Here is a 13,564-nt window from a genome sequence, read left to right as displayed (position 1 = left end):
ATTCTTGCAAAGACAGAATTTCACTTAAATATTTTATATTTGAATAATGTTTTTCCTACTTGAGCAGGAATGAGGCCTAATGTTTTCTAAATAGATAAAACAATCCGCCTAAAAGCAATAATCCAAACACTATAGAACTTCCCAAAGTGATTTTAGCACCCGTTTTCACTACTTCAGGATCGAACTTAATCTCAATGGTATGGGTTCCTGCAGGAATTTCCATACCACGCAACGTATAGTTCACACGAATATGATGGCTTGGTTCGCCATCGATAAAGGTTTTCCACCCATTACCATAATACACTTCAGAAAACACAGCAAAACCGTCATGGTTATTATTGGATTGGTATTTTAGATAGTTTGGCTTATGTTTAATTAAATCAATGGAAGCAGTCGATTCCTTTTCAAACGATTTAAAGCCCCTACTTTCCTTTAATAAATATTTAGGCTTCTTGATGTAAGTATAAACTGCATTATTCTTTGTATCCAAACTATCCAAAGCTAAAATTTCATCATTTGCTGAATCCAATCGCTCTAAAGACTCAACAAACCATGCATTACCATTGGCCTCATCATTTAAATAACTTACCACAGCTCCTTTTTCATCTTGTGCAATGATGTATTTGGTATTTAACATGTTTAAAACATTCATGTTGTTTTGGGTTACATAGAAATCAAAAACATCTTCATAACGTCTTAGTTTAGCCGCATGATAACCATTTAATGAATTATGGAAATAGGAAGCTCTAGCCCCAGAGGAAGTCACATCAAAAACTCTAAAATGCGTCGTGTCCCTAACAATATCTTTATCAGCTTCATTCATTTGGTATGGGTTGTTCACTTGATAAGACGACACAAAATCATCATTATTCACATAACGCCTGTCTACGCCAACCAAGTCAAATAAAATAAGAGCGCCAAAACCAATAAATACCCATTTTTCCTTTACTTTATTTTTCAAAAAGCCGTAAATAAGTCCTGCAGAAATTAAAACCAAAATAAGCGAACGCAAAATATCTGTAGTGAAAACAGCTTTTCTATCAGCTTTAATCGCATCAATAAAGCCTTGTCCATAATTTTGACGATAAAACCCATCATTGACACTAGTAAAACTAAATGACGATTTAAATAACAATAATAAAACAGCTACACCAACGGTAATAACAGTAGCGTACTTTAACGCTTTCCATTTTTCATCTTTATTTTCACATCCACTTAACAACTTAATCAAGGCAAAAATCCCTAACACAGGAACGCATAATTCCAAAATAACCTGAATAGAGCTAACCGCTCTAAATTTATTGTACAGCGGCACATAATCAATAAAGAAATCGGTTAAAAAACCTAGGTTTTTTCCGTAAGAAAGCAAAAGCGAAAGTATTGTACCCCCTACTAGCCACCATTTCAAGCGCCCTTTAACCAAAAACAACCCTAACACAAATATAAAGACTATAACTGCTCCTACATAAGCGGGCGCTTCTACAATGGGTTGATCTCCCCAATACAAAGGTGCGTGTTTCGATGCCTCCAAAGCCTGACTTGGTGACGCCCCCAACTTTCGATAAGCATCGTAGGTATTGGATTCCTTGCCCAAATTTTCGCCATTTCCTCCACCTGTAAGCCTAGGAACAAATAGATTTAACGACTCAAAAATTCCATAACTAAATTGGGTAATATATTCTTTGTCTAATCCACTAGACCCCTGTTTTGGCGAACCATCTGGGTTTATGGTTAATTCACTTTTACCTCTTGTGCTTTCTTTTACATACTCTTGGGTTGCCAAAATCCCCGTAGCATTTAAGGCAATTGAAAGCAAAACAGCCAAAATCAACACCCCAATCGATTTAAAATAATGAGGCAATACTTGTTTTTTGTAGGCGTCCACCAAATAGGCAATTCCCAAAACGATAACCAACAGCAACAAATAATAGGTCATTTGAAAGTGGTTGGCCACCAATTCCAATCCCATGGCTACTGCTGTTAGCAAAAAACCTAAAATGTATTTTCTTTGAAAGGTTAATATAATACCACTTAATACCAACGGCATATAGGCTATGGCATGGGCCTTACTGTTATGACCTACACCCAGAATAATGATTAAATAGGTTGAAAAACCAAAGGCCAATGCCCCAAGTATGGCGAACTTATAATTGACTTTAAGCACCAACATAAGTACATAGAAACCTAAGAGATAAAGAAATAGATAATCGGCTGGGCGCGGTAAAAAACGGAGTGCCAGATCCAGTTTTTTAATGTAATTATGTGGATATTTTGCTCCGAGTTGATAGGTGGGCATACCTCCAAAAGCACTATTCGTCCAATAGGTTTCTTCGCCTGTTGCTTCCCTAAAGTCATTTTGCTGTTTAGACATCCCAATATATTGCATGATGTCGCTTTGAAAAATGGCTTTTCCTTTTAAAACTGGACTAAAATAAGCTAGAGAAATAACAACGAAACCTATTATCACTAATAGGTGCGGCACAATTTTTTTAAAAGAAAATGGCATAAACAGGTTTTAAAAACTATGAGGTTTGAAAATTAATCAATTTCTTCGTAATCCACATAGTCGCCAACATCTTTATTGGATGTTTTCATATTGGGCATTTTATCAATAGTCACATCACCTTCCTTTTTAGGTTTTTCTTGGGGAGCGCGTCTTTGAAATTGTCCAAATTGCTTACCAAATCGTTGTTCAGCTTTTTTAGAAACATACTTTATTAAAAAAGGAGTAAGTAAACGTGATATTATTTTTATTCCGAAATAGATTAATAGAATAATAAGTATCATTCTAACCAATCCAGTTGCAGAAGCGAGTTGAAGCATAAACTTGATTTTTAGCAAAAATACAATTCTAAGGACTTAAAAAGCGTTTATAAATGATAAAAAAACTATAAAATATCTATATTTGAGAACCTTTTACATAAAAAAATCAACCTATTTACCACTGGTTTTAATCTAATTAATAAGCTATGAAGTCTGTCCGATCTACCATAACTCTAATATGTTTAACCTTAAGCACATTAGCTTTTGCCCAATATACTGAAGTAATAAATTCTAATAGACCAGGCGTTTCGAGAAGTGCTTTTTCTGTTGGAACGAACGTTTTACAATTTGAAGTTGGACCTTATATAACAAACGAAGAACGAACTCCGGCTTTAGGAAATAAAGTGTCTGGCTTTGGGGTTGATTTTGCTGCTCGCTATGGTTTGCTGTGGGAAGAATTGGAATTTAATGTCGAAGGCACCTATCAGAATGACACAAAAACCTATTATTCCAGTGTTCCATTTGAGGAAGACCGATCTAACTTTAAATATGTTTCAGTTGGCGCTAAATATTTAGTATATGATCCTTATAAAAATGCAGACAATAAGCCAAATCTTTATAGTTGGAAGGCTAATCACCGTTTTAAATGGAGCTCTTTAATACCTGCCGTATCGGTTTATGCTGGAGTTAATTATGACACTAAAAACAATCCCTACACAGCTGCAGACATCTCTGGGTTTAGTCCTAAAATTATGATAGCCACACAAAATAATTTTGCTGGTGGATGGGTGTTTGTTATGAATTTAATTAAGGATAGGATTGGTACAGATCAATCCGATTTTCAATACATCCTTACCTTAACACATTCGTTTAATCCTCAATGGGTTATATTTGGTGAAACCCAAGGTATTAAAAGTGATTTTTATGCTGATAATTTATTCCGGTTTGGCGGAGCCTATCTTTGGAACCAAAACTTTCAATTGGATACTGCCCTAACGTTCAACACCAAGGATACCCCAGCTGTTTTTGGTGTTAATTTTGGTGCTTCATATCGTTTTGATTTTCATAAAGACAAAGAAATAGATATAGATAATGGTGGATCTGCAAAAGAAGAAGGCAAACGACAAGCAAGACGTAATAAAACAAAAGGCTCCAGTTCAAAAACAAGAAAGCAAAAAAGAAACATGATTGATTTTAATTAATATGGTTACACTGAAAGAAGTAAAAACTAAAGCAGACTTAAAAACATTTGTAAAGTTTCCTTTTAAACTCTACAAAGACTCAAAATATTGGGTACCACCAATTATAAGTCAGGAATTAAAGACTTTCGACAAAATGGAAAATCCTGTTTTTAATGATGCTGAGGCGGTTTTGTATCTAGCCTATAAGGATGGTGAAATTGTAGGAAGAATAGCGGCTATTATTAATTGGATTGAGGTAAAAGGACAAAATCAAAGAAAAATGCGTTTTGGCTGGTTTGATTTTATAAACGACCTAAACGTATCCCAAACCCTTTTAAACAAGGTAGAAGAAATAGGAAAAGCTCACAATCTCGAATATGTAGAAGGTCCGGTTGGGTTTTCAAATTTAGATAAAGTAGGCGTCCTTACAGAAGGATTTGATTCCATAGGCTCCATGATTACATGGTATAACCATCCCTATTATGTCAAACATTATGAAGCGGCTAATTACAAGATCGAGAAAGGATATATAGAAAGTAGATTTGATTTTAAAAATGTAAACCCGGACACCTTTTCCAAAGCTAATGAGCTTATAAAAAGACGCTATCAACTTAAGGCGTTAAACTTTACAAAAACTAATGAAGTTATGCCTTATGCTGATAAGATGTTCGACCTATTTAATGAATCCTATGCTGCTTTATCGTCCTTTGTGGCCATTAACGATATACAAAAGGCTTATTTTAAGAAGAAATTTATAAGTTTTGTAAATCCAGAATACATCAAGTTTATTACAGACAAAGAAGACAACTTAATAGGTTTTGCTATCGTTATGCCTTCTTTTGCTAAAACCTTACAAAAGATAAAAGGTAAATTATTTCCTTTTGGATTTACTAAAATTCTAAAAGCAAAAAAGTATAGTAAAGATGTTGTTTTTTATTTGATTGGTATTCGCCCGGATTACCAACACAAAGGTGTACATGCTGTTATTTTTAATGAGTATTATAAAGTATTTACAGAAAAAGGTATTCAAACCTGTTACAGAACCCCAGAGCTTGAAGATAATATTGCAATACAACAAATATGGAAGCATTTCAGACCCGAAATATACAAGCGCCGAAAAACATTTAGAAAAGATATTGTTTAAAAAGAAAACCGATTCAATATTGAATCGGTTTTTATATTAAAAAACTTATAAATTAATTATTCCCCCATCGAGGCCATAACGGCTGCAGACAAACGCTTATAAGTACCATTATCTAAACGTTCCCGTATAGCATCAAAAGCATCTAAGGTTTCCTCAACATCCTGTAAGGTATGGGTAGCCGTTGGAATCATTCTTAGTAAAATTAATCCTTTAGGTATAACAGGGTAAACTACTATGGAACAGAATATTCCATAATTTTCTCTTAAGTCTTTTACTAGAGCCATAGCTTCCGGTATACTACCTTTTAAGTATACAGGGGTGACACAACTTTGTGTGGTACCAATATCAAAACCACGAGTCTTTAACCCAGATTGTAAAGCATTAACAATAGCCCATAAGTTTTGCTTTAACTCTGGCATATTTCTAAGCATATCTAAACGCTTTAATGCGCCAACAACCAATTGCATTTGTAAAGATTTGGCAAACATTTGAGATCGTAAGTTGTATTTCAAGTAGTCAATGATTTCTTGATCACCCGCAATAAAAGCACCTGTACTTGCCATAGATTTAGCAAAAGTGGCAAAATAAACGTCAATATCGTCTTGAACCCCTTGCTCCTCACCTGCTCCAGCTCCTGTGGCCCCTAGGGTGCCAAATCCATGTGCATCATCAACAAACAATCTAAACTTGTATTTATTTTTTAAGGCTGCAATTTCTTTTAAACGGCCTTGCTCGCCACGCATACCAAAAACACCTTCAGAAATCACCAAAATGCCACCACCAGTCTGTTCTGCCATTTTTGTAGCGCGTTCTAGGTTTTTCTCTAAACTTTCCACATCGTTGTGCTTATAGGTAAACCGTTTACCCATGTGCAGTCGAACTCCATCTATAATACAGGCATGCGCATCAACATCATATACTATGATATCATCTTTAGACACTAAAGCGTCAATGGTAGATACCATACCTTGATATCCAAAATTTAAAAGATAAGATGCTTCTTTCTTAACGAAGGCCGCTAATTCATCCTGAAGTTTTTCGTGTAAATCGGTATGACCAGACATCATTCTTGCTCCCATGGGATAAGCCGAACCGTATTGAGCTGCTGCCTCTGCATCTACTTTTCTAACTTCAGGGTGATTGGCCAATCCTAGATAGTCATTGATACTCCATGTTATGACATCCTTTCCTTGAAACTTCATGCGATTTGATATTTCACCTTCCAATTTTGGAAACACAAAATACCCTTCTGCCTGTGAAGCCCATTTCCCTAATGGTCCTTTATCCTTATAAATCTTATCAAATAAATCTTTCATTTATTCCAACTATTAGTGCTATTAATTTAAGGCAAAGCTAATCATACTTTATAGTATGAAATAATAAAACTTAAAACCTTAGTTCAATCTGCAAAATTAAATATTTAAATGGTTTGAGCATAATTTTTTAATAGACAATTACGAACAGAACAAAAAAAGAGGCAACCTATTGCAAATACAATAAAGTTGCCTCTTTTAAGGTTAAAAAACTTTGACTATTTTATGTATTGAATGTTTTCGGCAGCTTCATTGACATTATCAAAAAAGCCTTGCTCATTCATCCACTTGTCACTATATATTTTGCTCATGTAACGTGAACCATGATCTGGAAAAATCACAACAACACAGTCTCCTTTTTTAAATTTTCCTTGCTCGTTCAATTGTTTAACCGCCTGCATAACAGCTCCCGACGTATATCCAACAAACAAACCTTCTGTTTTAGCAATTGCCCGAGCTGTATGGGCGCTATCTTCATCGGTAACTTTAATAAATTCATTAATAATATCGAAATCCGTAGCCGATGGTATTAAATTCTTTCCTAAACCTTCAATTCGGTAGGGATAAATCTCTTTTTCATCAAACTCTTTGGTTTCATGGTATTTTTTTATCACCGAACCAAAGGCATCAACTCCAAAAACTTTGATGTTAGGATTTTGCTCTTTTAAATATCTTGCTGTACCAGAAATGGTTCCTCCAGTTCCACTACAGGCAACCAAATGTGTAATTTCACCTTGAGTTTGTTCCCAAATTTCAGGGCCTGTGCTCTGATAATGTGCATCAATATTTAATTCATTAAAATACTGATTAATGTATACCGAACCTTTTATCTCCTCATGTAGACGTTGGGCTACCTGATAATAAGATCTAGGGTCATCGGCACTAACATGGGCAGGACACACATAAACTTTTGCTCCCATGGTCTTTAGCATATCAATCTTATCGGCCGAAGATTTTGAACTTACAGCTAAAACACATTCGTAACCTTTGATAATACTAACCATAGCAATACTAAAACCAGTGTTTCCAGAAGTGGTCTCAATAATGGTATCACCAGGTTTTAAAATACCTTGCTTTTCAGCTTGTTCAATAATATAAAGTGCTATTCTGTCTTTTGATGAGTTCCCGGGGTTGAAAGATTCAACTTTAGCGAAGTAACTCCCTTTGAAGTTCGTCGTAAATTTATTAAGTCTTACAAGAGGTGTTTGACCTACTAAATCTAAGACGCTATCAAAAACTTGGTTGTTATGTTTCATAAACGCTTTTTAAGAGCCAATTTATTTATAGGAAATAAATATAACCTAAAACCTTGCAAAAATAGTATATTTTTTTTTATTAGTTATGAATTCCTTCTAAATCCAGCAAAAAAGCATATTCCAATGCCACCTCCTTTAAACTTTCAAATCGTCCTGAAGCCCCACCATGGCCTGAGTCCATATCAGTATGCAACAACAATATATTGCTGTCGGTTTTAAGCTCCCTTAATTTTGCTACCCATTTGGCAGGCTCCCAATACTGCACCTGCGAATCGTGCAGTCCAGTTGTAACCAACATATTCGGATAATCCTTGGCTTCAACATTATCATAAGGGGAATAGGATTTCATATAATGATAAAATTCCTCTTCATTAGGATTGCCCCATTCGTCATATTCACCCGTGGTCAACGGGATAGAATCATCTAACATAGTTGTTACCACATCCACAAAAGGAACAGCCGCCAAAACACCATTGTATAATTCTGGGTTCATATTAATAACTACTCCTATAAGCAAACCGCCAGCTGAACCACCATAGGCGTATAAATGCTTTGCTGAAGTGTACTTTTGCTCAATTAAATATTTGGAGCAATCAATAAAATCATTAAAAGTATTTTTCTTGATTAATAATTTTCCGTTTTCATACCATTCCCTTCCTAAATATTCCCCACCACGAATATGTGCTATGGCATAAATAAATCCTCGATCCAATAGGCTTAATCTAATACTTGAAAACGAAGGGTCGATAGTAGAACCATAAGAGCCATAAGCATATTGCAATAATGGTGTCTGACCGTTTAGTTTGGTTCCTCTATTATAAACCAGGGATATTGGTATTTTTACTCCATCTCTTGCTGTTGCCCAAACACGTTTGGACTCGTAATTTTCCTTTTTAAATTTCCCTCCTAAAACTTGTTGCTCTTTTTTAATATCGCTTTGCTTGGTCTTTAGGTTATAATCAATAACTGTACTTGGAGAGGTTAAAGAGTTGAACCCATAACGCAACATATCACTATCAAAATCGGGATTGTTACCTATGTAGGCTGTATAAGTTTCACTATTAAATGGCAAATAGTAATCTTCTTTACCTTTCCAACTTATAATACGCAAACGGTTAAGCCCATTTTCACGTTCATTCACTACCAAATAGTTTTTAAAAATTTCAATATCTTCAATCAAAACAGCTTCTCTATGTGGCAAAACCTCTTGCCAATGCTCTATTTCAGTATGTAGTTCACTGGTTTTTAAAAGCTTAAAATTGGTAGCGTCATCGCAATTGGCAATAATATAGAAGCTGTCATCATAATGTGAGATACTATAATCCAGTTCCTTGGTTCGTTTTTGAAAAACTTTAAATTCCTCATGAGGGGTGTTGGCATTCAAAAATCTATATTCTGTTGTTAATGTACTTGATGAGCCTATAACAATATACTTTCTAGATTTAGTCTTGTACACAAACGTATTATAGGTTTCATCTTCTTCATGGTAAACCACAAGATCTTTATCTTCAATGGTATTTAATATATGCTTATAAATTTTGAACGAACGAAGTGTTATTTCATCTTTACGAGAATAAAACAGGGTTCTATTATCATTAGCCCATGTAGCACTTCCCGTTGTATTGGTAATTTTATCGGGATAGATTTCCCCCGTTATTAAATTTTTAATTTGAATGACGTACTGTCTTCTGCTAACAACATCAGTAGAAAAAGCAGCCATGGTGTTATCCGGACTTATGGAAATACCTCCCAGGTTGAAATAGGCAAGGTCTTTGGCCATAGCATTACAATCAAACAGGATTTCCTCTGGAGCTTTTAAGGTTCCCTTTTTTCTAACATATATTGGGTAGTCCTTTCCTTTTTCATAGCGTGTTAAATACCAATAGCCATTTAATTTATAAGGCACAGTGGTATCGTCCTCCTTAATCCTACCCTTCATTTCTTCGAAGAGCACCTTTTGAAACGCTTCTGTATGCTTCATCATACACTTGGTATAATCATTCTCTGCGTTCAAATAGTCTATTACATCATTATTTTCCCTATCATTTAACCAATAATAATTATCTATCCTAACATCATCATGAATCATTAATTGTTTTGGTTTCTTAGGGGCGGTCGGTGTTTTGGCTTCAATCATTTGTTGGCTTATAGATTTGTCCTTTTTACAAGAAACGGCAAAAATAAAACTTAGAGATATAATAATTAAGCTGTTTTTCAATTTTCCTTGTAAATTACAATCAATTTCCCCTTAAATTGTAATAAATTTGCCCTTTTAACACTTAAAAAAAGGAATATGTTTGGAGATATGATGAACATGATGGGGAAACTTAAGGAAACCCAAAAAAAAGTTGAAGACACAAAAAAAAGATTGGATACGGTTTTAATTGACGAGTCAAGTAATGACAATAAACTAAAAATAACGTTAACGGCCAATAGAACCATTAAAGCTATTACAATTGATGACGAACTCTTAGATAATAAAGAACAGCTTGAAGATTATTTAATTCTTACCCTAAATAAAGCCATAGAAAAAGCAACTGGCGTAAATGAAGCCGAACTTTCTGCTGTTGCTAAAGAAGGCTTACCCAACATACCAGGAATGGATATGTTTAAATAGTTTTAGTTGTTAGTCAAATTTTGTTTCTTTTAACACCTGCATTAGCCTTTCATGCATTTCATTGTTATAATCCATATGAGTGACCATACGCAACTTTCTACCACCCATGCCAATGATTTGAATGTTTTTATTTGCTAATTTTTTAACAAATCCTATTTCATTTATATCGGTATTCAATTCAAAAATAACAATGTTAGTTTCAATAGGTTCAATGGTTCTGATAATTGATAGTTTTGCTAAGGTCTCACCTATTTCTTTTGCTTTTTTATGATCTTCAGCCAATCTTTCAATATTGTTATCCAAAGCATATAAAGCTGCTGCTGCCAAATAACCTGCTTGTCTCATATTGCCTCCAAAAATCTTACGAATTCTAATGGCATTTTTCATAATAGCCCCGTCTCCAACCAACACCGAACCAACAGGACAACCCAAACCTTTACTCAAACATACAGAGATAGTATCAAAAACCTCACCATACTGTTTGGTAGTTTCATTTTTGGCCACTATAGCATTCCATATACGAGCACCATCCAAATGAAATCCTAGCTCATGGTTAACACATACTTTCCTTATTTTTAAAATTTCATTGAAGTCCCAACAAGAACCACCTCCTTTGTTAGTAGTATTCTCAATCTCTACCAAACTCGTTTTGGCATACCAGTAGTCAGGAGGATTTATGGATTCCAACACCTGTTCAGCTGTAAACATTCCTTTATTGCCATCAATCAATTTGCATGAAACCCCACTATTAAATGAAGCCCCACCAGATTCATAATTGTAGATATGTGCAAATTTATCACATATAACCTGTTCTCCAGGAATGGTGTGCAACTTAATGGCTGTTTGGTTTGCCATAGTGCCGCTCGGAAAAAACAAGGCTTTTTCTTTACCAAACATGGTTGCTATACGCTGTTCCAATTGTTTTACCATTGGGTCTTCTCCAAACACATCATCACCTACCCGAGCCTGCATCATGGCATCCAACATTTGAGGACAAGGTTTAGTTACTGTATCACTTCTAAGATCTATTATCATGGTTGAAAATTTGATGGTTAAAGCTATAAAATTATGTTCATATTATTTTCTGCTGAATGAAGAAATTCTATTTTTGTGCTACAATATATTAAAGAGGTTATTGATCTTTTTTATAAGAATTATGCGTAATGAATTAATTAACTTCAATAACTTTATAACCCTATAACTAATAACTTAGTATGATTACTTCCGATCAAATTAAAGATCTTAATACCCGCCTTGATAAACTAAGGCACTATCTTTGACATAGATACCAAGCTTATAGAAATACAAAACGAAGAAGAACAAACTTTCGACCCCAAATTCTGGAACGACCCAAAGGTTGCCGAAGCCGTAATGAAATCTCTTCGGGTCAAAAAAAAATGGGTAGAAGATTACAATACTGTTAAAGCCCTTATTGAAGATTTAGATGTGCTTTTCCAGTTTTTCAAAGAAGGCGAATCTACCCTTGAAGAAGTAGAAAACCAGCATAAAAAAGCTGAAACCTTAATTGAAGATATAGAATTTAAAAACATGCTCTCTGATGAAGGAGATGGTCTTAGTGCTGTACTTCAAATCACTGCTGGTGCTGGCGGTACCGAAAGCTGTGATTGGGCCAGTATGCTCATGCGCATGTACTTAATGTATGCCGAAAAAAGTGGGTTTAAGGTTAAAGAACTTAACTTTCAAGAAGGCGATGTAGCTGGTATAAAAACCGTCACGCTTGAAATTGAAGGCGACTTTGCTTTTGGTTGGTTAAAAGGAGAGAATGGTGTTCATAGGTTAGTGCGCATCTCCCCTTTTGACAGCAATGCCAAACGCCATACCAGCTTTGCATCAGTTTATGTGTATCCCCTGGTTGATGATACCATTGAAATAGAAATCAATCCAGCTGATATTGAAATTACCACAGCACGCTCCAGTGGCGCTGGTGGTCAAAACGTTAACAAGGTTGAAACCAAAGTGCAGTTAACACATAAACCTACTGGAATTCAAATATCTTGTTCAGAAACTCGTTCACAGCATGATAACCGAGCACGTGCATTGCAAATGTTAAAATCACAATTGTATGAAATTGAGTTACAGAAACAAATGGAACAACGTGACGATATTGAAGCAAGTAAAATGAAAATTGAATGGGGAAGCCAAATACGCAACTATGTGATGCATCCTTATAAATTAGTAAAAGATGTTAGAACAAGTTATGAAACGGGGAATGTAGATGCGGTTATGAATGGCGACATCAACCCATTTTTAAAGGCGTATTTAATGATGATGGGACAAAAACAAGAGGATAATGGCTCACTATAGATGACAAAAATAAACGCTATTATATTTGACCTTGGTGGGGTTTTGATCGATTGGAATCCTGAGTATGTATTTCTTGATGTTTTTAATCACGATAGGGATAAAATGAAGTGGTTTTTCGATCATGTTTGTACCAGTGATTGGAATGAAAATCAAGATGCTGGCTATCCTATTGCAAAAGCCACTGAAGAAAGGGTGGCTTTGTTTCCTGAATACGAAAATGAAATACGAATGTTCTATGGCAAATGGGTAGATATGCTGGGTGATGCCATTGAGGGAACAGTTGAAATTTTAAAACAATTATTGGATTCAGGGAAATATAAAGTAATTGCCTTAACCAATTGGAGTTCAGAAACTTTCCCAATTGCCCTTGAAAAATTTGATTTTCTCCATTGGTTTGAAGGAATTATCGTTTCGGGGAAGGAAAACACTAGAAAACCTTTTAAGGCTATTTATGATATAACTTTAAACCGCTTTAACCTAACCCCTGAAAATTCAGTGTTCATAGATGATAATTTAAGGAACATTGAAGCGGCAAAAGCATTGGGCATCAATAGCATTCACTTTAAAAGCCCCGAGCAATTAAAACAAATATTAACGCAATATAATATTCAGTTGCCATGATAACCATTTATCACAATCCGCGATGCACAAAATCCAGACAGGGTTTGGAAATAGTAGAAAACTCAGATAAACCTTTTCAAATTATAAAATACCTTGACGAAAAACTTTCGACTAAACAATTAAACATAATTGTTAAAGCTCTAGGTATTAAACCAATAGAATTAGTTAGGAAAAACGAAACGATTTGGAAAGAAAATTTTAAAGGAAAAGATTTATCCGATATTGAGATTATTAATGCCATGGTGGCAAACCCTAAACTCATTGAACGTCCCATTGTTATTAATGGCAACAAAGCAGTGATTGGCAGGCCACCTGAACGTATATTTTCCATTATTTAATTTTAA

12 protein-coding genes are annotated in these 13,564 nt (G+C 34.9%); 6 read left to right on the top strand and 6 right to left on the bottom strand.

Annotated features, from left to right (window positions below; all coding sequences use genetic code 11):
- Positions 1 to 76 precede the first annotated feature (76 nt).
- Positions 77 to 2,506 carry a YfhO family protein gene (locus K7G79_RS01165; protein ID WP_223548355.1) on the bottom strand — a complete coding sequence of 810 codons (2,430 nt, stop codon included), beginning with the start codon at positions 2,504 to 2,506 and terminating at the stop codon, positions 77 to 79.
- A gap of 32 nt (positions 2,507 to 2,538) precedes the next feature.
- Complete coding sequence (locus tag K7G79_RS01160; protein ID WP_223548353.1) at positions 2,539 to 2,823, bottom strand: DUF4834 family protein; 285 nt, start codon at positions 2,821 to 2,823, stop codon at positions 2,539 to 2,541.
- A 146-nt stretch (positions 2,824 to 2,969) separates the two neighbouring features.
- On the opposite strand from K7G79_RS01160, the gene K7G79_RS01155 reads away from it, so the two are divergent.
- Complete coding sequence (locus K7G79_RS01155; protein WP_223548352.1) at positions 2,970 to 3,965, top strand: transporter; 996 nt, start codon at positions 2,970 to 2,972, stop codon at positions 3,963 to 3,965.
- Between the two features lies 1 nt (position 3,966).
- Positions 3,967 to 5,088 (top strand): GTP cyclohydrolase, encoded by a 1,122-nt coding sequence (locus tag K7G79_RS01150; RefSeq protein WP_223548350.1) that lies wholly within the window; start codon positions 3,967 to 3,969, stop codon positions 5,086 to 5,088.
- 56 nt (positions 5,089 to 5,144) lie between these two features.
- On the opposite strand, the gene K7G79_RS01145 is transcribed toward K7G79_RS01150, so the two are convergent.
- The 3 genes from K7G79_RS01145 to K7G79_RS01135 form a co-directional block, all read right to left on the bottom strand.
- Positions 5,145 to 6,404: an aminotransferase class I/II-fold pyridoxal phosphate-dependent enzyme gene (locus tag K7G79_RS01145; RefSeq protein WP_223548349.1), complete on the bottom strand. Its 1,260-nt coding sequence runs from the start codon at positions 6,402 to 6,404 to the stop codon at positions 5,145 to 5,147.
- Positions 6,405 to 6,619: 215 nt separating this feature from the next.
- Positions 6,620 to 7,657 (bottom strand): PLP-dependent cysteine synthase family protein, encoded by a 1,038-nt coding sequence (locus tag K7G79_RS01140; RefSeq protein WP_223548347.1) that lies wholly within the window; start codon positions 7,655 to 7,657, stop codon positions 6,620 to 6,622.
- A 79-nt stretch (positions 7,658 to 7,736) separates the two neighbouring features.
- Complete coding sequence (locus K7G79_RS01135) at positions 7,737 to 9,875, bottom strand: S9 family peptidase (RefSeq protein ID WP_370634176.1); 2,139 nt, start codon at positions 9,873 to 9,875, stop codon at positions 7,737 to 7,739.
- 75 nt (positions 9,876 to 9,950) lie between these two features.
- Here K7G79_RS01135 and K7G79_RS01130 point away from each other — a divergent pair, with 75 nt between their 5' ends.
- A complete protein-coding gene (locus K7G79_RS01130) occupies positions 9,951 to 10,274 on the top strand; it encodes a YbaB/EbfC family nucleoid-associated protein (protein ID WP_223548345.1) in 324 nt (107 codons plus the stop codon).
- Positions 10,275 to 10,283: 9 nt separating this feature from the next.
- On the opposite strand, the gene K7G79_RS01125 is transcribed toward K7G79_RS01130, so the two are convergent.
- A complete protein-coding gene (locus K7G79_RS01125; RefSeq protein WP_223548343.1) occupies positions 10,284 to 11,309 on the bottom strand; it encodes a low specificity L-threonine aldolase in 1,026 nt (341 codons plus the stop codon).
- Positions 11,310 to 11,488: 179 nt separating this feature from the next.
- Between K7G79_RS01125 and prfB the strand changes: the two genes are divergently transcribed.
- The 3 genes from prfB (at position 11,489) to arsC (ending at position 13,558) form a co-directional block, all read left to right on the top strand.
- A protein-coding gene (gene prfB, locus K7G79_RS01120; protein WP_223548341.1) for a peptide chain release factor 2 occupies positions 11,489 to 12,599 on the top strand; the annotation gives its coding sequence in 2 pieces (ribosomal slippage) (positions 11,489 to 11,551 and positions 11,553 to 12,599; 1,110 coding nt in all).
- Positions 12,600 to 13,220 carry an HAD family phosphatase gene (locus K7G79_RS01115; protein WP_223548339.1) on the top strand — a complete coding sequence of 207 codons (621 nt, stop codon included), beginning with the start codon at positions 12,600 to 12,602 and terminating at the stop codon, positions 13,218 to 13,220.
- Entirely contained in the window at positions 13,217 to 13,558 is a 342-nt protein-coding gene (gene arsC, locus K7G79_RS01110; protein ID WP_223548337.1) for an arsenate reductase (glutaredoxin), read from the top strand. The genes K7G79_RS01115 and arsC overlap by 4 nt, the downstream gene beginning before the upstream one ends.
- The last annotated feature ends 6 nt before the right edge of the window (positions 13,559 to 13,564 follow it).

Source organism: Aestuariivivens sp. NBU2969, from assembly GCF_019931125.1.
Taxonomy (GTDB): domain Bacteria; phylum Bacteroidota; class Bacteroidia; order Flavobacteriales; family Flavobacteriaceae; genus Aestuariivivens; species Aestuariivivens marinum.
Note: the sequence above shows the minus strand (reverse complement) of the source record. Positions and strands in the feature narration are given on the sequence as shown.